Below are 24,974 nucleotides of genomic sequence, written 5' to 3'. Positions count from 1 at the left end.
CGATGGAGAACGTCCGGTACACCTCGAAGCGCCTCGCCCAGATCGTCGGCGCCACCGAGAAGCAGGTGGTGTCGGCGCTGGGCCGCAAGGACGGCTTCGGCATGGCGGACCTCCCGGTCCTGCGAGAGAAGCTGAAGCGCACGCCCGAGCCGTTCCCGCACCGCATCCAGCTGTTCCTCAACTTCAAGGGCGGCACCGGCAAGACCAGCCTCTCGACCTCGTACGCGTACCGCCTGGCCGAGCGCGGCTACCGCGTGCTGATGATCGACCTCGACAGCCAGGGCCACGCCACCAAGTGCCTGGGCCAGGAGGGCTCGAGCTTCACGCGCACGCTGCACGAGGTGCTGATCCGGAAGGTGCCCATCGAAGAGGTCACCGTCCCGACCGGCATGCCGAACCTGTCGCTGGTCCCGGCGAACCTCGCCATGAGCACCATCGACCTCGCGCTCATGCCGCTCGCCGGGCGCGAGTTCCGGCTGCGGAACGCGCTGCAGGGCGCGGTGGCGCGCTACGACTTCATCGTGCTCGACGCGCCGCCGTCGTTCGGGCTGCTGAACCTGAACGCGCTCATGGCCGCCACCGACCTCGTCATCCCGGTGCTGGCGGACTTCCTGTCCTACGACGGCCTGCGGCTGCTGTTCGAGACGATCCAGGGGCTCGAGCAGGACCTGTCGCACCAGCTCGAGAACATCTTCATCGTGGTGAACGCGTTCAACCAGACGTTCAAGATCGCCCGCGAGGCGCTGGGCGCGCTGCGCGAGCACTACGCCGACTACCTGCTCGACACGGTGGTCCGCCAGTGCACGAAGTTCGCGCAGGCGTCGAGCGAGGGCTGCCCCATCTTCGGCTTCGACGCCGACTCGAAGGGCGCGACCGACCTCGAGGCGGTGCAGCAGGAGATCCTCGGGCGCGTCCGGGCCGCCGCGGCGGCCGCCGGCGTCGCGGGAGCGTGACCGACATGCGCAAGGCCTTCGACGCGAACGTTCCCAAGCTGAAGCCGCGGCTCCGCGCCGCCGGCCTCCCCGCCGCGCCCGCCCCCGAGCCGGAGGCCGAGGTCGCCGCCGCGCCCGAGGCGGTCGCCGTCGCCGAGGCCGCCATCCCCGCCGCCGCCGAGCCGGCCGCGCCCGAGGCCATCGCGGCGTCCGCCGCGCCCGAGCCCCGCGCCGCCGCCACCGTCTCCGCCGCGCGCGGCAGGGTCGCGATCCACGCCGCCGCCGAGGCCGCCGCGCAGGTGACCGCGGCCGAGCCGCCCGCGCCGGCCCCGGTCGCCGCGCCCGCGCCGGTCGCGCGCGCCGCCGCCCCCGCCGCCGCGCCGGTCGCGGCCGAGGCGCCGGCCCGGGCGCAGGGCGACGTGCAGGAGCGCCGCGAGCGGCTGCAGAAGATCAAGCGCCGGGTGGCCGAGGCGGCGAAGCCCGCGCCCCGGCTCGAGCCCGCGCCGGCGGATCCCGCCCGCGCCGCCGAGAGCGTGCTCGGCCTGGTGAAGGACCTCGAGGTCGAGCTGGTGCGCGCGCGCGAGCGCGAGGAGGCGCTCCGCGCCGACCTGGACGAGGCGCGGCAGGAGCTGGCCCGCGCCGCCGGCGAGGCGCGCGGGGCGACCGAGCGGCTCGCCGTCGCCGAGAAGGAGCTGGAGGACAAGCGCGGCGTGCTCTCCGACCTGCTCGGCGAGATGGACGCGCTCGAGCAGGAGCGCGACGAGTCGGTGCGGCGCGCGCAGGCGCTCTCCGCGCTCGACGAGGAGCGCGCCCGCCTGCTCGACGACGTCACCCGCCGCGCCGACGAGGAGGCGCGCGTGCGCGCCGAGCGCGAGCAGGAGGTGGAGCGCCTCTCCGAGGAGCTCCGCGCCGGCGCCGCCGACGGCGCCCGGCTGCGCACCGCGGTGGGCGAGCTGGCCCGCGAGCGCGATCAGCTCGCGGCGGAGCTGGACCGGCTCCGCGCCGAGCGCGACGAGCTCGCCTCCGCGAAGCGCGCGCTCGAGCAGGTGCACGCGGCGCTGGCGCAGGCGCGCGCGCGCCTCGGCTGACGCGCCAATCACCGCGAGAAGACGCGGCCTTCGCTGACCGTGTGGGCGTTCCGTCGCGGGCGCCGCGCCGGGCGACCATTCGCCGCACGGTCCGGGGGACCCTTCGGGTGAGTGAGGGGCTACAATCCCCACGCTCGACGGATGGCGCCGTGGACGGGCGCCGGAGGGACCGGATGGCCAGCTGCTCCCGCATCGCCGCGTGCCCGCTGTTCGCCCAGTTCGCGATGAAGTCGTCCCTGCGCGTGTGGCAGGGCTACTACTGCGAGGGCGACTACGCACGCTGCGAGCGGTTCAAGCTCGCCTCCGCCGGCGCCGCGGTTCCCTTGAACCTCCTGCCCAACGGCAAGTCGCTCGCGGTGCCGCTCGAGCAGCTGGAGCCGAAGCACATGCAGTGACGCGCGCGCCGCGCCGGGGGGATCGCGGCGCGCGCGGTGGTCTGGGGCGGGGAGGGACGCAGCGGGGGGGACGGGGGAACGCGGGGCGGGCACCACGCCGCCCCGCGCGCTTTTTTGCCGGCCCCGACGAGCCGTTGCCCCGGGCCCCCGACCGCGCCATGCCTGCGGGCATGGCCACCGAACCCGCCGAACCCGCATACGAGCTCGTCTACTGGCCGGGCCTGCAGGGCCGCGGAGAGTTCGTCCGGCTCGCGTTCGAGGACGCGGGCGTCCGGTACGCGGACCTGGCCCGCCTGCCGGATTCCGAGGGCGGCGGGGCGGCGGCGGTGATGCGGCTCCTCGAGGAGCCCGGACCCTGGCTCACCCCGCTCGGCCCGCCCGCGCTCCGCCACGGGGAGGTGGTGGTGGCGCAGACGGCGGCCATCCTGCAGTGGCTCGCGCCGCGGATCGGCGTCGTCCCGCCGGACGAGGCGAGCCGGCTGCGCGCGCACCAGCTCCAGCTCACCATCGCGGACCTGGTCGCCGAGGTGCACGCGGTCCACCACCCGGTGGCGACCTCGCTCTACTACGAGGACCAGCAGCGCGAGGCGGCGCGCGCCGCCGAGGCGTTCCGGCGCGAGCGGATCCCGCTGTTCCTGCGCTACCTCGATCGCGCGCTCGACTCGAACCCCGCCGGCGGCGGCCACTGGCTGGTGGGCGATCGCTGCAGCTACCCGGACCTCTCGACGTTCCAGGTGATCGACGGGCTCCGCTACGCGTTCCCGCGCGCCATGCGCCGCATCGAGCGGCGCTTCCCGCGGCTGGTCGCGCTGCACGACGCGGTCGCGGCGCGCCCCGGCATCGCCGCGTACCTGGCGTCCGACCGGCGCATCCCGTTCAACGAGAGCGGGATCTTCCGGCACTACCCGGAGCTGGACGAGCCCGCGCCGAAGCGGTCGCGTCCCTCGACTCCGGGCCGCCGCACGGTGGCCCTACGCTCGGGACGAGCGGGGAAACGGAAGGCCGGCGGCGGACGAGCGGGGAAGAAGCGCGCTACTTCGCGGCGGCGCGGTCGATCGGCGTGACGTTCCCGCCGCGGTCGCGGATGCGCTCGAGCGCGTCGAAGGCGGCGTACTTGTACGCCTCCTGCAGCGTCGGGTAGTTGAACACCGTCTCCGCGAAGTAGCGGAGGTCGCCGCCGAGCGCCATCACCGCCTGGCCGAGGTGCACCGTGTCCGACGCGTGCGGGCCGATGCAGTGCACGCCCAGGATCGCGCCGTTGGCCGGATCGGCGAGCACCTTCAGGAAGCCCACCGCCTCGCCCACCAGGTTCGCGCGGGCGTTCTCCACCAGGCTGGCGCGCCCGATGACGTAGTCGCGCCCCTTCGCCTTGAGCGCCTCCTCGCTCTCGCCGACCGAGGAGATCTCCGGGATGGTGTAGATGCCCACCGGCAGCAGCTCGGGGAGCTTCTGCTTGCGGTTGCCGCCGCACGCGTGGTTCATCGCCACGCGCCCCTGCTCCATCGAGCTGGAGGCGAGGCCGGGGAAGCCGACCAGGTCGCCGGCCGCGTACACGTGCGGCACCGCCGTCTGGTAGTGCGAGTTCACCTCGAGCAGGCCCTTGTCGGTGGCCTTCAGCCCGGCGTTGGCGAGGCCGAGCGCCTCGACGTTGCCGATGCGGCCGGCCGCGACCAGCACCTTCTCGGCCACCAGGCGCGACTCGTCGGCGAGCGTCACGAGCACGTCGCGCTCGCCGCGCTCCAGCTTCACCGCGCGCGTCACCTGGTGCCGCGTGATCCCGAGCACGTCGAACGAGTCCTGCATCGCGAGCGACAGCTCGGCGTCCAGCCAGGGGAGCAGGCGGTCCTTCGAGTCGATGATGGCGACCTTCACGCCCAGCGCGGCGAAGATCGACGCGTACTCGCAGCCGGCCACGCCGCCGCCCAGGATCGCGAGCGAGCGGGGGATCCGGTCGAGCATCAGGATCGAGTCGGAGTCGTAGACGCGCGCGTTGTCGATCGAGTACTGCGGCGGGTGGAACGGCCGCGTGCCGGTGGCGAGCAGCACCACCTCGGCGTGCAGGTCCTGCTGCCCGCCGTCCGGCACCGCCACGCGGATGGTGTGCGGGTCCACGAAGCTGGCGATGCCGCGGAACATCTCGACGCCGGCGTGGTTGAGCGCGCTGCGGATGCGGGAGTGCTCGCGCGCGGTGACCAGGCCGCGGCGGCCCATCAGCTCGGGGACGGTGACGGTGCCGGAGACGCGGACCTCGATGCCGTGCGCGTCGCGGCTGCGCGCCTGCTGGATGGCGAGGGCGGTCTCGCGGAGCGCCTTGGAGGGGATCGTGCCGGTGTTGGCGCTCGCGCCGCCGGGCACGGCCTCCTTCTCCACCAGCGCGACCTTCTTGCCCAGGAGCGCGGCCTGGATGGCGCCGTTCTCTCCGGCGGGGCCGGAGCCGATGACCACCACGTCGTACGAGAGCATGCGCCCGCTTATAATGCAGGACCCGCCGGAGTTCGATATTGTTCACGGTTCCGTGCGACCCCTCCCGACGAACCCGGTGCTCGGCCAGATCCGGAAGAACCTCTCCGTCGAGCTCGACGAGCGCCGGCGCGCGCTCGCCGCGGCCGGGAAGCGCCTGTTCGACTTCGGGCTCGGGGATCCCAAGGAGCCGACGCCGCCGTTCCTGCGCGAGGCGCTGCGCGCCGCCGTGCCCGAGGTGTCGCAGTACCCGAGCGCGTTCGGGACCGCGGCGCTCCGCCGCGCGGCCGCGGGGTACCTCCACCGCCGCTTCGGCGTGACCGTGGACCCCGAGGCGCAGGTGCTCGCCTGCGCGGGCGCCAAGGAGGCGATCTTCCACCTGCCGCTGGCGTTCGCGGGCGACCCGCGCCGCCGCAAGGTGGTGATGCCGGATCCGGGCTACCCCACCTACGAGGTGGGGGCGCGCTTCGCGGGGCTCGAGCCGGTGAAGGTCCCGCTCACCGCCCGCCGCCGGTTCCTGCTCGAGCCGGAGGACGTGGGCGAGGCCGTGCTGCGCGAGACGCTCGTCTACTGGATCAGCTACCCGCACAACCCCACCGGCGCCGAGGCGCCGCGCGACTACCTGCGGCGCGTGGGCGCGGCCGCGCTCGAGCACGGCTTCATCGTGGCCTCCGACGAGTGCTACGCCGACATCTACTTCGGCGAGCCGCCCGCCTCGATGCTGGAGGTGCAGCTCGAGAACGTGCTCGCGGTCCACTCCTGCTCGAAGCGGAGCGGCATGACCGGCTACCGGAGCGGCTTCCTGGCCGGCGACCCGGACCTCGTCCGCGGCCTGCGCGCGCTGCGCAGCCACCCCGGCGTCTCCCAGCCCGAGTTCGTGGCCGCCGCCGCGACCGCGGCCTGGTCCGACGACGCCCACGCCGCCGAGCGGCGCGAGATCTTCCGGCGCAAGCGCGACCGGTTCCTGCGCTTCTTCGCGGAGAAGGGGCTGGTCGCCGACGCGTCGGACGCGACGCTGTATCTCTGGGTGCGCGTGCCGGAGGGGCACACCTCCTCGAGCTACGCGCTGCGGCTCCTCGACGCGGGCATCGTGGTGGCGCCGGGGATCGCGTTCGGCGCAGGAGAGGGATACGTCCGCGTGGCGCTGGTGCCCACGCTGGAGGAGTGCGAGGAGGCCATCCGGGCCTGGGCGAGGATCGAGCCATGAGCGACTGGAACGACGTGCGGAAGCTGATCGAGGGGGCCTTCGAGGATCGGGCCCGGCTGCAGGACCCGCAGGCGAAGGCGGCGGTGGTGAAGGCGCTGCACGGCCTCGACCGCGGCGAGCTGCGGGTGGCGGAGAAGAAGGACGGTGAGTGGAAGGTGAACGCCTGGCTGATGCAGGCGGTGAACCTCTACTTCGGCATCACCGGGATGGAGACGACCGACTTCGGGCCGTTCCAGACGCGCGACAAGATCCCGCTCAAGAAGGATCTCGAGAAGGCCGGCGTGCGGCTGGTGCCGGGCGGCATCGCCCGCTTCGGCTCGCACCTCGAGCCGGGCGCGGTGCTCATGCCCGGCTTCGTGAACATCGGCGCGCGCGTGGGCGCGAACTCGATGGTGGACACCTGGGCCACCGTGGGCTCCTGCGCGCAGGTCGGCGCGAACGTGCACCTCGCCGGCGGCGTCGGGATCGGCGGCGTGCTCGAGCCGCCCGGGGCCCGGCCGAACATCATCGAGGACGGCTGCTTCATCGGCAGCCGCTGCATCCTCGTCGAGGGCGTGCTGGTCGAGGAGGACTGCGTGCTCGGCGCGAACGTCGTCATCACCGCGTCCACGCCCATCATCGACGTGAGCGGGCCGGAGCAGGTGGTCTACAAGGGCCGCGTCCCGGCGCGCTCGGTGGTGATCCCCGGCACGCGCCCGAAGCAGTATCCGGCGGGCACGTTCAACATCCCCTGCGCGCTCATCGTGGGCCGCCGCAGCGCCGCGACCGACAAGAAGGTCTCGCTGAACCAGGCGCTGCGCGACTTCGAGGTGCAGGTCTAGGCCGCCCATGGACCCGGCGACCGCCGAGCTGGCCGAGGCGCTGGCGCGCCGCACCGAGGCGCTGTGCGGCGTGCTCTCGCCCATCGGCCACGAGCGCGCGCTCTGCGACCAGGTCGAGGCCTGGGCGCGGGCGCTCGGGCTCGGCGTCCGCCGGGTGAAGGACTCGCTCGTGGTCCAGGTGGACGCCGGCGCCGGCGCGGAGGCGGCGCGCGAGGGCCGGCCGCGGGTGGCGCTCTGCGGCCACCTCGACACCGTGCCGGTGCACGAGGACGACCGCGGAGGGCCGCACCGCGAGGGCGGGCGGCTGGTCGCGCCGGGCAGCTCGGACATGAAGGGCGGCCTCGCGCTCATGATGGAGGTGGCCGAGCGGCTGCCGCGCGCCGAGCGCTTCTGCGAGCTCATGCTGGTGTTCTACGCGCGCGAGGAGGGGCCGTACCTCGAGAACGAGCTCGCCGACGTGCTCCACGCCGCCGACGAGCTCGCCGGCACCGAGCTCGCGATCTGCCTCGAGCCGACCGACAACGTGCTGCAGCTCGGCTGCGTCGGCTCGATCCACGCGACGTTCACGTTCGAGGGGCGGGCCGCGCACTCCGCGCGGCCGTGGCAGGGCGAGAACGCGGTGCACCGGGCCGGCGCGTTGCTCGCCGAGCTGCACGCCCGCGCGCCGCGCGAGGCGGTCTCCGGGGGCCTCGTGTTCCGCGAGGTGACGAGCGTCACCCGCATCGAGGGCGGGCGCGCGCGCAACGTGGTGCCGGACCGCTGCACGCTCAACGTGAACCACCGCTTCGCGCCCGACCGCACGCTCCAGCAGGCCTCGGCCGAGCTGCGCGCGCTCGGCGAGCGCGTCGGCGCCGAGGTGGAGCTGACCGACCTCTCCCCCGCGTGCCCCGCCTACGCCGACCACCCGCTGGTGCGCCGGCTGCTCGAGCGCACCGGCGTCGCCGCCGAGCCGAAGCAGGCCTGGACCGACGTGGCCCGCCTCGCCGCGCACGGCATCCCGGCGGTGAACCTCGGCCCCGGCGCCACCGCGCAGGCGCACCAGCGCGGCGAGTGGGTCGAGATCGCCGCGCTCGAGCGCGGGTACCGGCTGCTGGAGCGGTTCCTGCGGGCTTGACCCGGTGTCACGCGAGGGCCGCCCCGCGCTGCTGGCGGCCCGCCTCGCCGCTCGCCTATCATCCGCGCGTGCGCGCCCTCCTCCTCGCCGCCCTGCTCGGAAGTGCATTCCCGGCGCTGGCCGTCGCGCAGGACGGCGACTGGGACGACGCGCCCGAGGAGGAGGAGCACGACGACGAGGGCAGGCCGAACCGCTTCTTCCTCACCGCCTGGGGCGGCGCGGGAATCGACGCCGGCGGCAACGGCAGCTCCGGCTCGCGGCTCGGCGGCGAGGCCGGCTACTCCTTCTCCACGCTCGACCTGAGCATCGCCGGCTACGGCTACCGGCACCTTCCGGACGCGACGCGCGAGTGGACGCCGGTGGTCCTGGCGCGGATCTCCCAGCGGTTCGAGACGCACCGCGGGCTCGACGCGGCGATCACGTTCGGCGTCGGCAGCGCGAAGCGCGACGGCTGGAGGGCGTGGTTCCAGGTCGGGCTCGGGGCCCGGCTCGAGCTCGGCCCCATGTTCCTCGCCGGCGAGCTGACGTTCGAGCAGGAGGACCAGCTCGGCCTGATGGGCGGGCTGGGCGCGCGGTTCTAGCGCGGCCCCCGTGGGGCGCCCTCGTTGACCCCGGCAGCGGCGCGGTTAGACGACCGGGCGGACCTCGCGTCCGGATCCCCGGCGCGTCCCGAAAGGAACCGCACCATGAAGCGACTCCTCCCCGTCCTCCTCGCGCTCGCCGTCCCGGCGCTCGCGCACGCGCAGGCCGACACCTGGAACATCGACCCGGCGCACACGCTCTCCAGCTTCACCGTCCGTCACCTCGTGATCACGAACGTCCGCGGCGAGTTCGGCAAGACCACCGGGGCGGTGAAGCTGGACGAGAAGGACCTCGCGAAGTCGTCGGTCGAGGCGACCATCGACGCGACCACGCTCAACACCCGCGTGCCGGACCGCGACGCGCACCTCAAGTCGCCCGACTTCTTCGACGTGGCGAAGTACCCGACCCTCACCTTCAAGTCCACCAAGGTGGAGAAGATCGGGGAGGGGAAGCTGAAGGTCACCGGCGACCTCACCATGAAGGGCGTGACGAAGCCGGTGGTGCTCGAGGTGCTCGGCCCCACCAGCGCCATCAAGGATCCCGGCGGCAACCTGCGCCGCGGCCTCGTCGCCACGACGATGGTGAACCGCCGCGACTTCGGCCTGAACTGGTCGAAGACGGTGGAGGCCGGCCCGGTGGTCGGCGACGAGGTGAAGATCGAGATCGAGGCGGAGCTGGTGAAGGCCGCCCCGAAGCAGGCGGGGAAGTAGCTCCTCCCTCGACTCCGCGCGGCCGTGGGGGTGCCCGCTCACCCCGAGCGTCCCTCGACTCCGGCCGTGCCCCAGTCGCCTCCGCTCACCCCGAGCGTCCCTCGACTCCGGCCGTGCCCCAGTCGCCTCCGCTCACCCCGAGCGTAGGGCCGCAGAGCGGCCCGGAGTCGAGGGGCCCGGCCTACGCTCGGGATGAGCGGATCGGAGTCGAGGGGCCCGGCCTACGCTCGGGATGAGCGGATCGGAGTCGAGGGGCCCGGCCTACGCTCGGCGTGAGCAGATCAATCCGCTCACCCTGAGCGTAGGCGGGCCCCAGGCCCGCCGGAGTCGAAGGGCGAGCGGCCCCGTCCGCTACTGCGCCACCTTCTGCGGCTCCTTCGGCACCCGCAGGATGCCGTCGTCCTCGGCCGCGATGCGCCGGCGCCAGCCCTCCGGGTAGTCCGGGTGCGTGACGTTGCCCTGCGCATCGCGCACGTTGCCGTCGAGGTACTTCACCATCAGAGACTCGCCCAGCTTGCGCCACCGGGCCGTGACCATGTCGCCCTGGCTGACCGAGTAGCGGGTGAGGTAGTCGCGGGCGAGGCCGGGCGAGTCCTTGTAGAGCGTCAGGGCGGCCTTCTCCAGCTCCGCCTGCCGCGAGAGGAACCCGCCCTCCAGCTCGCCCTGCACCTGCTTCACGTCCTGGATCATGTCGGAGTAGCGCGAGTAGGCCCAGTTCGACACGAAGTTGAACACCCAGAACGCCGAGTCCCAGCTGAACGTCTTGAAGTCCGCGGTGCCCACCGCGAAGCTGCGCGGCACCTCGTGGATGGAGCAGTACATCGGCACGTAGACGGTGCTGTACGTGTCGTCCACGCCGAACCAGAGCACCCCGCCCACCGCCGCCGGCAGCGTGGCGCGCGACTGCGCCACGAACGAGAAGCCGGTCTGCTGCGTCGAGATGGCCCGCTCGTTCAGGTACTCCTGGTCGTCCACCTTGAACGTCATGGGCCGCCACCGGTACGGCAGCGAGAACGGACCGGCGCCCACGCCCTTCGACAGGTCGAGCTCGGTGCCCTCGAAGTGGTCGCGCATGAGCGCCATCACGTCGCGGACCGCGAGCGGCTTCTCGGCCTTCACCCACAGCGGCACGCGCTCGGCCTTCGGGTCCTGGCCCTTCACCATCGAGGACGGCAGCGGCTGCCCCGGCGCCACGCGGCGGAACACGCTCCACACCCGCGCGTCGCAGGCGCGCAGCGCGCCGAAGTCGAGCGGCGCGTAGGCGTCGGCGAAGCTGAACTCGGCGTCCTTCCCCTTGAACCAGCCCTTCTCGCGGGCGAACGAGATGACGTCCTTCGCGTACAGCGTGGTCTTCGGCTCGTCGAGCGGGAACTGCCGGATGCGCGCGTGGTTCGCGTGCGCCGACACGTAGCCGTCCGGGATGCGGCGGGCCACCCACACCGCGCCCTTCCGCTTCGGCCCCTTGCCGATCATCTCGAGGATCCAGGCCTCGTTCGGATCCGAGATGGAGAAGGACTCGCCGGTGGAGGCGTAGCCGTATTCGGCCACGAGGTCCGTCATCACCTGGATCGCCTCGCGGGCGGTGCGGGCGCGCTCCAGCGCGATGTACATGAGCGAGCCGTAGTCGATCCGGCCCTCCGGATCCTGCAGCTCCTTGCGGCCGGTGAAGGTGGTCTCGCCGATGGCGACCTGGTGCTCGTTGATGTTGCCGACCACGTGGTAGGTGACGGCCGGCTGCGGGATGCGGCCCAGGAACTTGCCGGTGTCCCACTCGATGATCTCGCGCTGCGCGCCCGGCGCGTGCTGCGCGGCGGGGCGGAGCGGGAGGTCGCCGTAGAGGTCGTGCGAGTCCGCCGCGTAGGTGATGAAGGTGGAGCCGTCTGCGCTCGCGCCCTTCGAGACGAGGATGCTGGTGCAGGCGTCGGCCGCGCCGGGCAGGGAGAGGACGAGGGCTGCCGCGGCGAGCGCGGCGGGGGCGGTCTTGCGGTGATCGAGCATGGCCGCCGAGGATACCCGAGCCCGCTCCTCCGGGTCACTCCGCGGCCAGGCCTCGCCTCGACCGGGCCGTGCAGATGGCGGACCCGGCGAGCTTGCCGCGCCGCGGCGGCCGCGTCGGCACCGGCCGCGCCGCGCACCCGCGGTCCGGGCGCGAGCCCTCCGTCGGATGGGCCTGGGCGCCCCGCCTGCGCAGGCGTGCAGCATCCGGGCGCGACCGCCGGGCACGGCGGTTGCTCCAGCGCGCTCCGCCATGACCGCCGCCTCCGACGCGCCTGCCGACGCCTCGTCGTCCACCCCCTCCTCGCCGACCGACCGCCCGCGCGAGCGGCTCCTCGCCGCCGGCCCGCGCGCGCTCTCCGACGCGGAGCTCCTCGCCCTCGTGCTCGGCACCGGCACCGGCCGCGTCTCCGCGCGGGCCGCCGCGCTCTCGCTGGTCGAGGCGCTGCCGCTCGCCGAGCTGGCCTGGGCGCCACCCGACGCGCTCGCGTCCTGGCCCGGCATCGGCGTCGCCCGCGCGGCGGCCCTCGCGGCGGCGTTCGAGCTGGGCCGGCGCGGCGCCTGGTCCCCGCCGCGGCGCGGCGAACGCTGCCTCGACCCTCGCACCGTCCACGAGCTCCTCCGCCACGCCGCCCACGCCGAGCGCGAAGGCTTCCACGTGGTGCTGCTCGACGTGCGCGGGCGGCTGCTCCGGGCGGTGCAGGTGGCGGAGGGCTCGCTCTCGCAGTGCCCGGTCTCCCCGCGCGACGCGCTCCGCCCCGCGGTGCGGGAGGGCGCGCACGGGGTGGTGTTCGTGCACAACCACCCGAGCGGCGATCCCACCCCCAGCCCCGACGACGTGGACCTGACCGCCCGGCTCCGCGCCGCCGCCGACCTCGTCGGCGTGCTCGCCCGCGACCACGTCATCGTGGCGGCGGGCGGGTACTACTCGTTCGTCGAGGCGGGGAGGTGGAGGCGGTAGGGGGTGCCATCTTGCGCACGGGGCGTGGGATCGGTTGTACTCCGGGCGTACTTCACCCGGAGAACACCCCGATGCGCACCTTCCTCGCCGTCGCCTCGATCGCCGCCGCTTCGCTCTGCGCCTGCGTGACCGCGCCGGCCGTCAACCCGAGCTACCGGCTCGATCCGGAGTCGCGCCCCCAGTGCGAGGCCCATTGCGGCCAGCTCGGGATGCGGCTCGGCGCCATCGTCATCATGGGCACCGCGACCGGCTGCGTGTGCGAGCCGAAGGAGGCCGCCACGCCCGAGTCGCGCGCTGCGGCGGGCGGCGCCGCGTTCCGCGTGGCCCAGCTGATGAAGCAGGAGCAGGAGCGGCGGCTGCGGGAGCTGAACAGCCGCCCGATGCACAACGCCCCCGTCCCGTCGCCCGGGTTGCCAGGGACGCCCGTCATCTACCGCTGACCTCGCTCGAAAGGGTTTGGTTGCGGACGCCGTCTGGGCGCCTAGATCGTCGGTCGATGCGACTCCCGACGATCCCGATCCATCCGGATGCACCGGGGTTGCCGCTCTGGCCGCCGTTGCTCGCCGCGCGCGGGCCGGGGGGCCGGAGCACCGCCCACGCGCACCACGGCGTGCACGTGGTGCTCGCGCTCGGCGGCGACCTGCGCGTGCGCGCGGGCGACGCGGGCGCGTGGGTGCGAGCGGCCGGGATCGTCACCGCGCCGGATGCACCGCACGCCATCGACGCGGCGGGGTCGGAGATCCTGATCGTCTTCGTGGACCCGGAGAGCGAGGCGGGGCGGGCCATGCGCGGCGCGACCGCCGGCTCGCTCCGTACCCTCGGCGCTGCCGAGCGCGATGCGCTCGCCGACGGGGTGACGCCGATGGAGATCATGGGGCCCGGCGGCGCCGCCTGGACGTCGCGCGTGGTCGAGGCGCTGGGAGGCGAGCGGGTGCGATCACCTCGCGCCGTCCACCCGCGCGTTCGCAGGCTCCTGCGTGTGCTGCAGGCCATGCCGCCCGGTGGAGACGCCTCCCTCGAGGCGCTCGCGCGCCAGGTCGGCCTCTCACCCGGCCGATTGATGCACGTGTTCACCGAGTCGATCGGCGTGCCGCTGCGGCCGTACCTCGCGTGGCTGCGTCTGCAGCGCGCCGCCGCGGCCGCCGTCTCCGGCAGGCCGCTCGGCGAGGCCGCCCACGCGGCCGGGTTCGCCGACGCCGCCCACATGAGCCGGACCTTCCGCCGCATGCTCGGCGTCACCCCCTCCGAGCTGCGGCCGGCCGCGCACTCACGCGCGGCTCACGCGCGCGGTCGCTCCTGCGCCGCCTCGCGCCAGGCGCGCGCGAAGCCTCCGGTGAGGACGTAGCGGGGGAACGTGATCCACTGCTCGGCGAGGATCCGCGCCAGGAACTCGGCCCGTCCACGGAACGGGGCGGGCGCCCTCGCTTCGCCGCGGTGGCCGCGGCCCTGCGCGGCGAGCGCGACGAGGAGCGCCGGGAGGCCGGCCATCGCCCAGCCGGCGGGGATCACCGGCGCCAGCGCGAGCGCACAGGTCCCGAACCAGAAGAGCGGCACCGTCGCAGCGTGCAGCGCCAGGTTGAGCCGGTCGCGGTGCACGTCGCCGTAGCCTGCCCATTGCCGCTCGAGGACGCCGGGTTCGTTCGTGTTCATGCCCGGAACCTGGTCGCGGCCGGCCAGGGAGGCTTGAACGAACTGGCTGCGATCGACCCGGCGCGCCGCGCCGACGCGCCGTCAGCCGGCTTCCTGCAGCGCGAGCGTCTCCGTCAGCTCGTCGTACGCGAACAGGTCGGCGAACCGGGCCCACTGGACGAACGTGTCGAACGTCGCCTCGTAGTCCTCGTTGGGCGTCTGGACCGCGATGAGCTCGAGCACGAAGTCGCGGTCGATCCGGTGGCCCTCGCCGCGCACGAGGGCGTCCCTGACCTGCTGGAACAGGTGCAGCCCGACGATGCGCTCGCGGAACAGCGCCTTGCGCTCCGCGTGGCCCGCCTTCACGAGGCGGGTGCCCTCGGGCGACAGGACGACGAGCCGCCTCGGCGTGTCCACGAGGTCCAAGAGCTCGGCCGCGTTCACGACGCCGATGAGGCGGCCGAACTCGCGGTCGGTGTCCGCGGCGATCTGGAACACGTCCTCGCGCCCGCCGCGCGCGTCCAGGTACTCGAGCAGGCCGAGGATCTCGCTCGGGCCCGCGCTGGGGAGCGCCTCGAACGTCGTGGGGGGCGGCGGCACGTCCGGCATCTCCATCCCGGTGATGATGTCGTGCAGCCGGTCCACCAGCTGGAGGAGCGCCGGCGAGCGGTAGTCGCGCGGCCTCGGCAAGGCGTTCTCCACCACCGTCCGGACGCGCCCCGGGTTCGCGTCCAGCACCACGATGCGGTCGGCCATGTAGACGACCTCCCGGATGTCGTGGCTGACCATCACGATCGAGGAGGGGTTCCGGTCCTTGGCCGCCCACAGGTCGATCACCTCGGCCCGGAGGCTCTCGGCGGTGAGCGCGTCCACCTGGCTGAACGGCTCGTCCATGAAGAGCATCTCGGGGTCGAGCGAGACGGCGCGGGCCATGCCCACGCGCTGCTTCATGCCGCCGGAGAGCTCCCGGGGGTAGGCCTCCTCGAAGCCGGCGAGGCCGACGGCGCGGATGGCGTGGCTCGCGCGCGCGGCGACGTCGTCCGAGGCGAGGCGCTTCGCGCGGAGGACCGCCTCGACGTTCTGCGCGACCGTCATCCAGGGGTAGAGCGCGAAGCTCTGGAACACGAAGCCGACGCCCGGGTTGAGGCCTTCGAGCGGCGCCCCGTGATACAGCACCGCGCCCTTCGTCGGCGGGGTGAGCCCGGCGAGGATCCGGAGGATGGTGGACTTGCCGCAGCCGGACGGCCCGAGCAACGCGACCACCTCGTTCCGGCGCACGGCGAGGGAGATCCCCTCGAGGACGCGCAGCGGAGGCCCGCTCCCCTGCGGGAAGGCCTTGTGCACGTCGCGGAGCTCGCAGAGGACGTCGGGCTCGGTCTTCGGCAGGGCGGTGGCGGGATCGGGCATCTCGGTGCCTCGCTACCGGGAGAGGGAGAAGCGCTCCTCGGCGACGCCGTGAAGGCGGCGCCAGACGAGGCGGTTGAAGATGGCGACCAGCGCCGCCATCACCGTGATCGCGGCCGCGAGCACCGCGAGATCCCCGCTCGCGGCGGCGTGGCTGATGCGGGCGCCGAGGCCGTCGGTGGCGAGCACCCGGCCGCGGAAGCTCATGTACTCGGAGACGATGCTCGCGTTCCAGGCGCCGCCGGCGGCGGTCACCCAGCCGGTGACGAGGTACGGGAAGACCGCCGGCAGGTACAGGTCCCGGAAGCGCTGGAGGGTCCCCACCCGGTAGACGCGCGCGGCCTCGCGCAGGTCCGCCGGGATCGCGGTCGCGCCCGCGATGACGTTGAACAGGATGTACCACTGCGTGCCGAGCAGCATGAGCAGGATGCTGCCCCAGCCCAGCCCGACGCCGGCGGCCGCGAGCACCGCGACCACGGCCGGGAAGAGCATCGGGGCCGGGAAGGACGCGACGACCTGTACGACCGGCTGCAGGATCCGCGAGAGGCGAGGCGAGAGCCCGATGGCGAGCCCGGCCGGAACGGTCCAGAGCGTGCCGAGCGCCGTCGCGAGCAGGACACGTCCGAGCGTGAGCGTCGCCGCCGCGCCGATGCCCGCCCATGCGCCGAAGGGCACCCGGCGAAGCAGGTGCACCAGCCCGACCGCACTCCACCCGAGCAGCGCGAGCAGGGCCACGAACAGCGCGAGCGACACCGCGCCCGCGAGGGAGCGTCGCCCGGCGCGCGGCGCCGACCTCGGAGGCGGCCGGGGGGTGGAGGAGACCGTCCGCACCGCACGCCGCAGGAGGCCCGAGGCCCAGGGGAGGAGCCGGGAGCGCCTCAGGAAGTCGAGGAACCACGACTCCATCGCCTCCGTCTGTCCGCTCTCCTCGACCCGGAACTTCTGCGCCCAGACCACCACCGGGCGCCAGAGGAGCTGATCGACCGCTACGATCATCGAAGCCATCGCGACCACCGCGGCGAACATCGCGCCCCCGTCCCCGTGCGCCACCGCGACGCTCATGTACGAGCCCAGGCCCGGGAGGCGGAAGTCCTTGTCCCCGAGGACGAACGACTCGCTGATCATGAGGAAGAACCACCCGCCCGCCATGCTCATCATGCCGTTCCAGACGAGCCCGATGGCGCCGAAGGGCAGCTCGACCCACCGGAAGCGCTGCCACCAGTGGAACCGGCTCAGCGTCGCCACCTCGGTGAGGTCGCGAGGGATGGACTTCAGCGAGTGGTAGAAGCTGAAGGTCATGTTCCACGCCTGGCCGGTGAAGATCATGACGACCGCGGCGAGCTCCAGCCCGACGTTGCTGCCGGGGAACGCCGCCACCAGTCCCAGGACGAGCCCCGGCATGAACCCGAGGACGGGGATGCTCTGCAGGATGTCGAGGGCGGGTACGAGGACGCGCTCGGCGATCCGGTCGCGCGCGGCCCAGTAGCCGTACGCCAGCGTGAACAGGAGCGAGAGGACGTAGGCGGCGAGGCCGCGCGACAGCGAGAGCAGGGTGTACCCGGGGAGCGCGCCCAGAGAGAGGTCGATCTCCACCGCCGGCCGCGGCGCGCCGGTCCACTCGCCCGCGAGGCGAACGAGCCCGTACACCGCGCCGCCGAGGCCCGCCGCCAGCGCGACGTCGGTCCACCCGATCCTCCGCGAGCGATCGAGGAAGGCGACGGCCTCGCCGAATACCCGCGTCGCGCGCCGGTTCACCGCGGTCGCTCCACCGCCCGGCCCCCGGGCCTGGCCATCCGTCCCGGCATGGTAGCCCCCGGGCCGGCGGACGTCGCGCGCGGAATTCGTGCGCACATACCATACGGTATGGTATGCATGCGGCATGACTGGCTCGCTCCGCGATCACCTCCTGGCCTCGCTCGCGCTCCTCTACCGGCGCTGGGCGACGGCGCGCGCCCGGGACGGCGTGGGCGCCGTGCTCCGGGCCGCGCGCGCGACGATGCGCCGCAAGCGCTACTGCCTCCTCGCCACGGTGGCGGACGGGGTCGCGCACGCGCGCGTGCTGGAGCCGCTCCCGCCGGACGACGACTTCACCGTGTGGCTCGGCACGAGCGGCGCGTCCCGCAAGGTGGAGCAGCTCCGCAGGAACCCGGCCGCCACGCTCGCCTACGAGGACGACGCGCGCGCGGCGTGCGCGGTCCTCGTCGGCCGCGCCGAGATCGTCGAGGACGCCGCGGAGCGCCGGCGCCGGTTCAAGCCGTTCTGGCGGGCCTTCTGGCCGGAGGGCCCCGAGGGCGGGGACTTCGTGCTGGTCCGGTTCCGCCCGGAGCGGATCGAGGTCTGGGACGCCCGGCGCCACGTCACGCCCGCGCCGTTCGGGAAGCGTTCCGCGATGGTGGCGCGCGGCCCGGACGGCGCCTGGAGGGCCGCTTGACCGCGACGGGGCGGAGCGCAGCCGCCGGCGGGGACGTCCGCTCCGGCTGGTGCCGGGCCGGGCTCGGCCTGCTGCGGGATCAGGGCCCGCAGGCGGTGACGATCGACCGGCTCTGCGCGGCGATGGGAAAGACGAAGGGCGCCTTCTATCACCACTTCCGCGACGTGGACGCCTTCCACGCCGCGGTCCTCGACGCGTGGGCGGAGCTGCACACGGCCGACGTCATCGCGGTCGCCTCGAGCGCCCTGACCGCGGAGGCCCGGAGCGCGCGGCTCGGGGCGGCGGCGGTCGGGCTCGACCACGCGCTCGACCGGGCCATCCGGGGCTGGGCGCTGCACGACGCGAGGGCGCGCGAGGCCGTCGGCCGCGTGGACGCCCGCCGGATCGATTACCTCGCGGCCATCCACCGCGAGCGCGGTCGGAAGGACGCGACGGTGCTCGCGCAGCTCGAGTACGCGGTGTTCCTGGGCGCGCAGGAGCTCGGGCTCGCGGACGACGCGGAGCGGGGCGCCCCGCTCGGCCGCACGCTCCGCGCCGCGCTCGAGTGGCTCGGTGCCGGCCGCGCCGCCTCGCAGCGTCGTCGGCATGGCCAGGGTCGTCGCGGAGGCGGGTTGCCGCGCGAGTAGCCGGGCGCGGACTTCACAATGAGCGTAGGGTGTGCTCGAATCCGTCGGGCGTTGCGGCATGGCACGTCGCCAGCGCGGCAGCACGATGCTGCAGCCGCCTCTCACCGGAGAGCTCCCGTGGTCCGGATTCGGATGGACATCGATGCTGCGCTGGGCGAGCAGTACGTCGATTACCGGTGCTCGCGCTGCGGGATGGTCGCGCAGGCCGCTGTCGCCGGTTACGGGACGGGGCTCGTGGTGAACGGCGTGTCGCTCAGCAACGCGCAGCTCGAGGCCGAGGTCGGCGCCGCGCGGGCGGCCCGCCTTGCCCCGTGCCCGCGCTGCGGCCACCGCGGCCGCCCGGCGCTCCTCGGGGTCCTGCTCGTCGGAGCCACCGTCGGCGTCGTCGCCGCGATGGCGATCGGGTTCACGGTCGCCGAGCTGTTCCATCGGTCCGATCCGGAGGGTCGGCTCGCGCCCGTGGTCGGCACCGCGACGTTCGTCGCCGTCGTCGCGACGATGACGGCGCTGAAGCTGAGGAGCGTCCGGAGGCGGGTCCGGTTCCACCGCGTCATGCTGTGAGCTCCGCCGCCCTCGAGGCGCGCTTCACACGCTGCGTGCGGTGTGGTCGAATCCCGCCGATGCCCCTTCGCCTCGCCCTCGGAGCGCTGCTCGTCCTGGCCCCGCGCCTTGCGTTCGCCGGCGTCACCATCCACTACGAGGGGACGGCCGAGACCGCCGCCGCCGCGAAGGCGGTCATCGCCGCGGCCCCGCGCGAGCTGAGGCTCCTGCCCGGGGCCGGCGCGGTCGGGCGCGATCGACGCTGATCGGCCGGCCGCGGTCCTGGCGGGTCCGACGTTCGACGCCTGGCTCGAGGCCGCATAGCATGGCCCGGTAGCCTGGATGCCCACGGAGCCGCGCACGTCGCGGATCGGTTGGCTGCTCGCGATGCCCATGCTCCTCTCCTGCGCCGGTCCGGGCGCCGCCTCCCCCGCGCCGCGCGCGGCGTCCACGAGCTCCGCCGAGGACGTCCTCCGCGACGCGCCGGTGGTGGACCTGCACCTCGACACCCCGCAGTGGCTCCTCGACCAGCGCTACGATCTCGGCGCGCCGCGGCGCGAGCTGGGCCAGGTGAGCCTGGACTCGATGCGGCGCGGCGGGGTCGGCGCGGCCTTCTTCGTGCTGTGGCATCCGCCGGAGCTGCCCGAGGCGGACGCGCACGCGCGGGCGCTCGCGCTCGCGGCGGCGGTGCGCGCGCAGGTGGCCCGGCACCCCGCGGAGCTCGCCATGGCGGGGAGCGTGGACGAGCTGCTCGCGGCCCGGGCCGCGGGGAAGATCGCGGTCCTCCTCGGCATGGAGGGCGCCGAGCCGCTCCACGGTGACCTCTCGGAGCTGGCACGCATGCACGCGCTCGGCGTCCGCTACGTCGGGCTCACCTGGAACGCGCACACCGCGTTCGCCGACGCCGGCAAGCCCGACGCCCCGCGCCACGGCGGGCTCTCGCCGCTCGGCCGCGCCGCCGTCGCCGAGATGAACCGGCTCGGGATCGCGGTGGACGTCTCGCACCTCTCCGACGCGTCCGCCGCCCAGGCCATCGCCGCGAGCCGCGCGCCGGTGCTGGCCACGCACTCCTGCGCGCGCGCCCTGTCCGACCACCGCCGCAACCTGCCCGACGACCTCGTCCGCGCCATCGCGGCGGGCGGCGGCGTCGTGGGCGTCAACTTCCACTCGGTGTTCCTCGACGCGGGATTCGCCGCGCGCGCCGCGGCCGCCGAGCAGGCGCACGCGCCGGAGGTGGCGGCGCTGGCGCGCTCGCTCGAGGGCGCGGACCCGGTCGAGCGGAGGTGGGCGCCCTACCTGGCCGAGCTCCGCGTCGCGCACGCGCTGCCGCGCCCGCCGCTCTCGGTGCTCGTGGACCACGTCGAGCACCTCGTGAAGGTGGCCGGCGTGGACCACGTCGGCCTCGGGTCGGACCTCGACGGCGGCATCGTCCCGCCGGACGGCATCGCGTCGCACGCGGACCTGCCGAGGCTCGTCGCGGCGCTCCTCGCCCGCGGGCACTCGCCCGAGGACGTCCGCAAGCTCCTCGGCGGGAACGTCGTGCGCGTGCTCCGCGAGGTGGAGCGCGTGTCGCGCGCGCTGCGCGCCGACGCTCCGTGAACGGGGTCGCGTCGGCACGCTCGCCCGGACCTTGCGTTGATCCCGATCACGCTCCCGGGCCGCCGGCAGGTGCCCGCTTTTCGGGCGTGCCTTCCCCGCCCATCGGCGTGACACTCGCGCCATGCAACGGTTCGTGGGGATCGACGCGGGCGCCGAGACGGTGAAGCTCGCGGAGGTCGAGGGGGAGGGCGGCGCGCTCGCCTGGACGCGGCGCGCGCTGGTGGAGCACGGCGGCGACCCGGCCGCGGCGGTGGGCGAGGTGCTGGGGGCATGGGGCTGGGCCGGCGTGGCCGGCGCGCGCGCCACCGGGCGGCTCGGCCGGCGCCTCGAGCTGCCGCGGATCCCGCCCAAGCAGGCGCGCACCGCCGGCCACGTGCGGCTGCACGGGGCCGCGCCGGCGACGGTGGTGGACCTCGGCGCGCACGGGTTCTCGGTGCTGGTGCACGAGGCGGAGGGGCGCGACCGCTACCGCGAGAACCCGCGCTGCTCGCAGGGCACCGGCAACTTCCTGCGCCAGCTGGTGGAGCGCTTCGGGCTCACGCCGGCGGAGGCCGACGCGCTCGCGGTGGGCGCCGAGGCGGCGCCGCTCTCCGGCCGCTGCCCGGTGATCCTCAAGACAGACATGACGCACCTCGCGAACCGCGGCGAGGCGCGCGAGCGGATCCTGGCGGGCCTGTTCGACGCGATCTGCGCGAACGTGCTGGTGTTCGTGCGTCCGGGCAGCCCGCGCGACGTGTGGCTCACCGGCGGCGTGAGCCGCTCGCGGCGGGTGCGGGCCTGCTTCCGCGAGGCGCTCGCGGGCCGCGGGCTCGAGCTGCGCGGCCCGCCGGGCGACGCCGAGGGCGACGAGGCGCTGTACCTCGACGCGCTCGGATGCGCGCTCCTCGCCGCGGCGCGCCCGGAGGCGGTGCCGGCCCTCGCCGGCCTGTTCCGCCCGCCCGAGCACGCGTCGTTCGACGCGCTCCCGCCGCTCGCCGGCGCGCTGCCGAGCGTCCGCCGCATCCCGCGCCCGCCGGCGCCCGCCGGCGACGGCCCGCTCCTGCTCGGCCTCGACATCGGCTCCACCGGCTCGAAGGCGGTCGCGCTCGACCTCGCCGCCGGCATGCCGGCCTGGGAGGCGTACACCGGCACGTCCGGCGATCCGGTCCGGGCCGCGCAGTCGCTCGTGTCCGCGTTCCTGGAGGGCCCGTGCGCCCGGCGCGCGGTCACCGGCGCGGGCGTGACCGGCAGCGGGCGCGAGATCGTCGGGTCGCTGCTCGCGTCCTGCTTCGGCGCCGACCGGGTCTTCGTGCTGAACGAGATCGCCGCGCACGCCGAGGGCGCCTGCGCCTACGACCCGCGCGTGGACACCATCTTCGAGATCGGCGGGCAGGACGCGAAATACATCCGGCTCGAGGGCGGGCGGGTGGTGGACGCCGCCATGAACGAGGCGTGCAGCGCGGGCACCGGCTCCTTCATCGAGGAGCAGGGGCGGCGGCTGGGCGGGCTCGACGCGGCGGCGCTGGGGCGCGAGGCGATCGGCGCGGACGGCTGCGTCGCGCTCGGCCAGCACTGCGCGGTGTTCATGGCCGAGATCCTCGACCAGGCCGCCGCCGCCGGCGCGCCGCGCGCCCACGTGGTGGCGGGGCTCTACGAGTCGGTGGTGCAGAACTACGTGAACCGCGTGAAGGGCGCGCGCCCGGTGGGCCAGGTGGTGTTCTGCCAGGGCATGCCCTTCAGCGCCGACGCGCTCGCCGCCGCGGTGGCGCGCCAGACCGGGGCCGAGGTGATCGTCCCGCCCTCGCCGGGCACGGTGGGCGCGTTCGGGATCGCGCGGCTGGCGCGCGCCGGGCTCGCCGGCCTCGACGACGGCCGGGCCGGCGCGCTCGACCTCGCGCGCTTCCTCGCCGCGCGGGTGGAGCGCAAGGACACGTTCGTGTGCCGCTCGGCGGAGGGCTGCGGCGGCGCCGGCAACCGCTGCCGCATCGAGCGGCTCCGCACCGCGGTGGGCGGCGAGCGGCGCGCCTTCACCTGGGGCGGCGCCTGCGCGCTGTTCGACCAGGGCACCCGCGCGCGCAAGCTCCCCGCGGGCGCGCCGGACCCGTTCCGCGAGCGCGAGGCGGCGGTGCGCGCGCTGGTGGAGGGGCTGGGCACGGCGCCGGCCGGCGCCCCGCGGGTCGCGCTCGCCGACGCGTTCCAGCTGAAGACGCTGCTCGCGTACTTCGGCACGTTCTTCCGGACGCTGGGCCTGGGCGTGGAGGTGCTCGGCTCCGGCGGGCGCGAGGCGCTGCGCAAGGGGATCGACCTCTGCAACGTCCCGTTCTGCGCGCCCATGCAGCAGGTGCACGGGGTCGCGGCCGCGCTCGCCGCGACCGGGGCCGAGCACCTGTTCTTCCCGATGATCCGCGACCTGCCGCGGGTCCGCGACGAGCGCCACACCTGGCTCTGCCCCATGGTGCACGGCGCGCCGGACGTGCTCGCCACCGACCTGGGCGAGGACTTCGCGCGCCGGCTGGTCGCCCCCACGCTGAACGCGGGCGGCGCGGGCTACCTCGACTCGGAGCGGTTCGTCGCGTCGATGGACGCGCTCGCGGCGCGGGTGGGCGTCCGCGACCGGGCCGCCGCGCGGCGCGCGCACCAGGCGGCGCGCGAGGCGCAGCGGGCGTTCGACGCGCGGCTCGAGGCGATCGGCGCGGCGGCGCTGGAGCGCTGCCGGGCGGACGGGCTCCTCGCGGTGGTGGTGCTGGGCCGGACCTACACCATCCACGACGAGGTGCTGAACGCGAACGTGCCTGCGCTGCTGCGCGAGCAGGGCGCGGTCGCGATCCCGCTCGACTGCTTCCCGCTGGACGGCGCGACGCCGCTCGTGCCCGGCGCGTTCTGGTCCTACACGCAGCGGATCCTGCGCACGGCGCACCGGGTCCGCCGGACGCCGGGCGTGTACGCCATCTTCACCAGCAACTACGGCTGCGGCCCGGACAGCTTCACCCAGCACCACCTGGCGCGGCTCCTCGACGGCAAGCCCTTCGCGATCGTCGAGACCGACGGCCACGCCGCCGACGCCGGCACGAAGACCCGCGTCGAGGCGTTCCTGCACTGCGTCCGCGAGGACCTCCGCGGCCACGGGGCCGAGGGACGCCCGGCCGCCGAGCCGATGCCGCTCCGCGAGCGGACGCTCGCCGACGTGCGCGCCGACGGGACCCGCGTGCTCGTGCCGCCCATGGGGCCGGAGGCCGAGGCGCTCGCGGCCGCGTTCCGCGGCGTCGGCCTGCACGCGGAGGTGCTGCCGCCCGCCACCGCCGACACCATCCGGCTCGGGCGGCGGCACACCAGCGGCAAGGAGTGCCTGCCCATGACGATCACGGCGGGCGCGCTCCTCGAGCACCTCGCCCGCGAGTCGGAGGGCCGATTCACCTTCTTCATGCCCGGCTCGAGCGGCCCGTGCCGGTTCGGCATGTACCGCCAGCTCCACCGCCTGATCCTGGAGCGCGCCGGGCTCTCCGACCGGGTGGAGATCTGGTCGCCGCCCGACCACGACTACTTCGAGGGCGTCCCGCCCGGCCTGGGCGCGATCGTGCTCGCCGGCGCCTCCGCCCGCGGCGCGCTCGCGGACGCGCTGCGCGACGCCCGCCCGGTCGAGCGGGCGCCCGGCGCGGCGAACGCCATCCACGCGCGGTGGTCGGCGCGGCTGCTCGAGGCCGTCGAGCGGGGCGCGTCCGGCGACCTGTCGGCCCGCACCGTGCTCCGCGAGGTCCTCGGCGGCGGGCTCTGGGGGATCCGGGATGCGGTGGCAGGGTGCGCGCGCGAGCTGGCCGCCGCGCGCGACCCGCGGCCGTACCCCACCGTCCAGATGGTGGGCGAGATCTACGTCCGCTCGGACCCGGCCTCGAACGGCCACGTGGCCGACGAGCTGGAGCGGCGCGGCGTGCGGGTCCGGCTGGAGCCCGTGGTCGAGTACCTGCAATACTCCGAGGCTGTGCAGTTCCGGCGCGGCCTGAAGGGCAGCGTGGGCGACCACCTGAAGCGCCGGCTGCGCCAGCGCATCGTGAACCTCGTGTTCCGCGCCGCGGGCGAGCCGCTGGGCTGGCCTGCCCCGGAGCCGCCGCACCGGGTCGCGAGGGAGGCGCAGGGCTACCTCCGCGAGGACCTCGAGCACGAGTCGGTGCTGGCGATGGGGCTCGCGCTCGAGGCCTGGCGGCACCGCGGCGTGGACGGGATCCTCTGCGCCGGCCCGCTCGACTGCATGCCCACCCGGCTCGCCGAGGCGCAGCTCTACCACGCGGCCGCGCGGGAGGGCCTGCTCTCGCTGACGCTCTCGGCGAACGGCGACCCGATCGACCCCGAGATCCTCGACGGCTTCGCCTACGAGGTGAAGGAGCGGTTCGCGCGCCGCCAGGCCGGCCGGGCCGCCTCCGCCCGCCCTTCGACAGGCTCAGGGCGACCGGAGCATCCAGAGGCCCGCGCGCGGTGAGCCCCGTCGAACCGCGAGCGGGCGGCGGTC

General features: G+C 74.8%; 23 protein-coding genes. 18 read left to right on the top strand and 5 right to left on the bottom strand.

The genetic code is table 11. The features are described from left to right. Positions 1-2: 2 nt before the first annotated feature. The 4 genes from ADEH_RS19810 to ADEH_RS19795 all read left to right on the top strand — a co-directional run bounded on the left by ADEH_RS19810 (position 3) and on the right by ADEH_RS19795 (position 3,479). Entirely contained in the window at positions 3-953 is a 951-nt protein-coding gene (locus tag ADEH_RS19810; protein WP_011422883.1) for a ParA family protein, read from the top strand. A gap of 5 nt (positions 954-958) precedes the next feature. After that, entirely contained in the window at positions 959-2,020 is a 1,062-nt protein-coding gene (locus ADEH_RS19805) for a hypothetical protein (protein WP_011422882.1), read from the top strand. 173 nt (positions 2,021-2,193) lie between these two features. Next, on the top strand, positions 2,194-2,415 hold the full coding sequence (locus tag ADEH_RS19800) for a hypothetical protein (RefSeq protein WP_011422881.1): 222 nt from the start codon (positions 2,194-2,196) through the stop codon (positions 2,413-2,415). Between the two features lie 170 nt (positions 2,416-2,585). Beyond that, positions 2,586-3,479: a glutathione S-transferase family protein gene (locus tag ADEH_RS19795; protein WP_232287350.1), complete on the top strand. Its 894-nt coding sequence runs from the start codon at positions 2,586-2,588 to the stop codon at positions 3,477-3,479. Here the strand turns inward: ADEH_RS19795 and sthA are convergent. After that, entirely contained in the window at positions 3,448-4,878 is a 1,431-nt protein-coding gene (gene sthA, locus ADEH_RS19790; protein ID WP_011422879.1) for a Si-specific NAD(P)(+) transhydrogenase, read from the bottom strand. The two genes, ADEH_RS19795 and sthA, sit on opposite strands and share 32 nt — an antisense overlap. Between sthA and dapC the strand changes: the two genes are divergently transcribed. The 5 genes from dapC (at position 4,853) to ADEH_RS19765 (ending at position 9,309) form a co-directional block, all read left to right on the top strand. Beyond that, positions 4,853-6,082, top strand: a complete 1,230-nt coding sequence (gene dapC, locus ADEH_RS19785) for a succinyldiaminopimelate transaminase (RefSeq protein ID WP_232287349.1) — start codon at positions 4,853-4,855, stop codon at positions 6,080-6,082. The two genes, sthA and dapC, sit on opposite strands and share 26 nt — an antisense overlap. Beyond that, complete coding sequence (locus ADEH_RS19780) at positions 6,079-6,903, top strand: 2,3,4,5-tetrahydropyridine-2,6-dicarboxylate N-succinyltransferase (protein ID WP_011422877.1); 825 nt, start codon at positions 6,079-6,081, stop codon at positions 6,901-6,903. Before dapC ends, ADEH_RS19780 begins: the two co-directional genes overlap by 4 nt. A 7-nt stretch (positions 6,904-6,910) precedes the next feature. Next, on the top strand, positions 6,911-8,017 hold the full coding sequence (gene dapE, locus ADEH_RS19775; protein WP_011422876.1) for a succinyl-diaminopimelate desuccinylase: 1,107 nt from the start codon (positions 6,911-6,913) through the stop codon (positions 8,015-8,017). Positions 8,018-8,085: 68 nt separating this feature from the next. Next, a complete protein-coding gene (locus ADEH_RS19770) occupies positions 8,086-8,598 on the top strand; it encodes a hypothetical protein (RefSeq protein ID WP_232287348.1) in 513 nt (170 codons plus the stop codon). A gap of 105 nt (positions 8,599-8,703) precedes the next feature. Then, positions 8,704-9,309 (top strand): YceI family protein, encoded by a 606-nt coding sequence (locus tag ADEH_RS19765; RefSeq protein WP_011422874.1) that lies wholly within the window; start codon positions 8,704-8,706, stop codon positions 9,307-9,309. A 351-nt stretch (positions 9,310-9,660) separates the two neighbouring features. Here ADEH_RS19765 and ADEH_RS19760 read toward each other — a convergent pair whose 3' ends face one another. Then, positions 9,661-11,307 carry a dipeptidase gene (locus ADEH_RS19760; RefSeq protein WP_011422873.1) on the bottom strand — a complete coding sequence of 549 codons (1,647 nt, stop codon included), beginning with the start codon at positions 11,305-11,307 and terminating at the stop codon, positions 9,661-9,663. A 250-nt stretch (positions 11,308-11,557) separates the two neighbouring features. Between ADEH_RS19760 and radC the strand changes: the two genes are divergently transcribed. From radC to ADEH_RS19745, 3 genes are all read left to right on the top strand, one after another. Continuing rightward, complete coding sequence (radC, locus tag ADEH_RS19755) at positions 11,558-12,265, top strand: RadC family protein (protein WP_011422872.1); 708 nt, start codon at positions 11,558-11,560, stop codon at positions 12,263-12,265. 71 nt (positions 12,266-12,336) lie between these two features. Beyond that, positions 12,337-12,705 carry a hypothetical protein gene (locus ADEH_RS19750; RefSeq protein WP_157061400.1) on the top strand — a complete coding sequence of 123 codons (369 nt, stop codon included), beginning with the start codon at positions 12,337-12,339 and terminating at the stop codon, positions 12,703-12,705. Between the two features lie 56 nt (positions 12,706-12,761). After that, complete coding sequence (locus ADEH_RS19745) at positions 12,762-13,610, top strand: AraC family transcriptional regulator (protein ID WP_011422870.1); 849 nt, start codon at positions 12,762-12,764, stop codon at positions 13,608-13,610. On the opposite strand, the gene ADEH_RS19740 is transcribed toward ADEH_RS19745, so the two are convergent. From ADEH_RS19740 to ADEH_RS19730, 3 genes are all read right to left on the bottom strand, one after another. Next, the gene (locus ADEH_RS19740; RefSeq protein WP_011422869.1) at positions 13,544-13,915 is read right to left on the bottom strand and encodes an Mpo1-like protein; all 372 of its coding nucleotides are present in this window, start codon (positions 13,913-13,915) and stop codon (positions 13,544-13,546) included. The two genes, ADEH_RS19745 and ADEH_RS19740, sit on opposite strands and share 67 nt — an antisense overlap. A gap of 81 nt (positions 13,916-13,996) precedes the next feature. Further along, a complete protein-coding gene (locus ADEH_RS19735) occupies positions 13,997-15,301 on the bottom strand; it encodes an ABC transporter ATP-binding protein (protein WP_011422868.1) in 1,305 nt (434 codons plus the stop codon). Positions 15,302-15,313: 12 nt separating this feature from the next. Beyond that, positions 15,314-17,053: an ABC transporter permease gene (locus ADEH_RS19730; protein WP_011422867.1), complete on the bottom strand. Its 1,740-nt coding sequence runs from the start codon at positions 17,051-17,053 to the stop codon at positions 15,314-15,316. A gap of 124 nt (positions 17,054-17,177) precedes the next feature. On the opposite strand from ADEH_RS19730, the gene ADEH_RS19725 reads away from it, so the two are divergent. From ADEH_RS19725 to ADEH_RS19700, 6 genes are all read left to right on the top strand, one after another. Next, on the top strand, positions 17,178-17,729 hold the full coding sequence (locus ADEH_RS19725) for a pyridoxamine 5'-phosphate oxidase family protein (protein ID WP_041453721.1): 552 nt from the start codon (positions 17,178-17,180) through the stop codon (positions 17,727-17,729). Beyond that, positions 17,726-18,355 (top strand): TetR/AcrR family transcriptional regulator, encoded by a 630-nt coding sequence (locus ADEH_RS19720; RefSeq protein ID WP_011422865.1) that lies wholly within the window; start codon positions 17,726-17,728, stop codon positions 18,353-18,355. The genes ADEH_RS19725 and ADEH_RS19720 overlap by 4 nt, the downstream gene beginning before the upstream one ends. A 132-nt stretch (positions 18,356-18,487) precedes the next feature. Next, the gene (locus ADEH_RS19715) at positions 18,488-18,916 is read left to right on the top strand and encodes a hypothetical protein (protein ID WP_232287347.1); all 429 of its coding nucleotides are present in this window, start codon (positions 18,488-18,490) and stop codon (positions 18,914-18,916) included. Between the two features lie 59 nt (positions 18,917-18,975). Next, positions 18,976-19,161, top strand: coding sequence for a hypothetical protein (locus ADEH_RS19710; protein WP_041453720.1), 186 nt, complete (start codon positions 18,976-18,978; stop codon positions 19,159-19,161). A gap of 76 nt (positions 19,162-19,237) precedes the next feature. After that, positions 19,238-20,494 (top strand): dipeptidase, encoded by a 1,257-nt coding sequence (locus tag ADEH_RS19705; protein ID WP_011422863.1) that lies wholly within the window; start codon positions 19,238-19,240, stop codon positions 20,492-20,494. A gap of 121 nt (positions 20,495-20,615) precedes the next feature. Beyond that, the gene (locus tag ADEH_RS19700; protein ID WP_011422862.1) at positions 20,616-24,944 is read left to right on the top strand and encodes an acyl-CoA dehydratase activase-related protein; all 4,329 of its coding nucleotides are present in this window, start codon (positions 20,616-20,618) and stop codon (positions 24,942-24,944) included. Positions 24,945-24,974: the final 30 nt, after the last annotated feature.

The organism is Anaeromyxobacter dehalogenans 2CP-C (assembly GCF_000013385.1).
In the GTDB taxonomy this organism is placed as follows: Bacteria; Myxococcota; Myxococcia; order Myxococcales; family Anaeromyxobacteraceae; genus Anaeromyxobacter; species Anaeromyxobacter dehalogenans_B.
Note: the sequence above shows the minus strand (reverse complement) of the source record. Positions and strands in the feature narration are given on the sequence as shown.

Coding starts and splice junctions, on each gene's coding strand:
- ADEH_RS19810 (WP_011422883.1), top strand. CDS start 3: ATGGAGAACGTCCGGTACACCTCGAAGCGCCTCGCCCAGATCGTCGGC.
- ADEH_RS19805 (WP_011422882.1), top strand. CDS start 959: ATGCGCAAGGCCTTCGACGCGAACGTTCCCAAGCTGAAGCCGCGGCTC.
- ADEH_RS19800 (WP_011422881.1), top strand. CDS start 2,194: ATGGCCAGCTGCTCCCGCATCGCCGCGTGCCCGCTGTTCGCCCAGTTC.
- ADEH_RS19795 (WP_232287350.1), top strand. CDS start 2,586: ATGGCCACCGAACCCGCCGAACCCGCATACGAGCTCGTCTACTGGCCG.
- dapC (WP_232287349.1), top strand. CDS start 4,853: ATGACCACCACGTCGTACGAGAGCATGCGCCCGCTTATAATGCAGGAC.
- sthA (WP_011422879.1), bottom strand. CDS start 4,878: ATGCTCTCGTACGACGTGGTGGTCATCGGCTCCGGCCCCGCCGGAGAG.
- ADEH_RS19780 (WP_011422877.1), top strand. CDS start 6,079: ATGAGCGACTGGAACGACGTGCGGAAGCTGATCGAGGGGGCCTTCGAG.
- dapE (WP_011422876.1), top strand. CDS start 6,911: ATGGACCCGGCGACCGCCGAGCTGGCCGAGGCGCTGGCGCGCCGCACC.
- ADEH_RS19765 (WP_011422874.1), top strand. CDS start 8,704: ATGAAGCGACTCCTCCCCGTCCTCCTCGCGCTCGCCGTCCCGGCGCTC.
- ADEH_RS19760 (WP_011422873.1), bottom strand. CDS start 11,307: ATGCTCGATCACCGCAAGACCGCCCCCGCCGCGCTCGCCGCGGCAGCC.
- radC (WP_011422872.1), top strand. CDS start 11,558: ATGACCGCCGCCTCCGACGCGCCTGCCGACGCCTCGTCGTCCACCCCC.
- ADEH_RS19750 (WP_157061400.1), top strand. CDS start 12,337: ATGCGCACCTTCCTCGCCGTCGCCTCGATCGCCGCCGCTTCGCTCTGC.
- ADEH_RS19745 (WP_011422870.1), top strand. CDS start 12,762: ATGCGACTCCCGACGATCCCGATCCATCCGGATGCACCGGGGTTGCCG.
- ADEH_RS19740 (WP_011422869.1), bottom strand. CDS start 13,915: ATGAACACGAACGAACCCGGCGTCCTCGAGCGGCAATGGGCAGGCTAC.
- ADEH_RS19735 (WP_011422868.1), bottom strand. CDS start 15,301: ATGCCCGATCCCGCCACCGCCCTGCCGAAGACCGAGCCCGACGTCCTC.
- ADEH_RS19725 (WP_041453721.1), top strand. CDS start 17,178: ATGACTGGCTCGCTCCGCGATCACCTCCTGGCCTCGCTCGCGCTCCTC.
- ADEH_RS19715 (WP_232287347.1), top strand. CDS start 18,488: ATGGACATCGATGCTGCGCTGGGCGAGCAGTACGTCGATTACCGGTGC.
- ADEH_RS19710 (WP_041453720.1), top strand. CDS start 18,976: ATGCCCCTTCGCCTCGCCCTCGGAGCGCTGCTCGTCCTGGCCCCGCGC.
- ADEH_RS19705 (WP_011422863.1), top strand. CDS start 19,238: ATGCCCACGGAGCCGCGCACGTCGCGGATCGGTTGGCTGCTCGCGATG.
- ADEH_RS19700 (WP_011422862.1), top strand. CDS start 20,616: ATGCAACGGTTCGTGGGGATCGACGCGGGCGCCGAGACGGTGAAGCTC.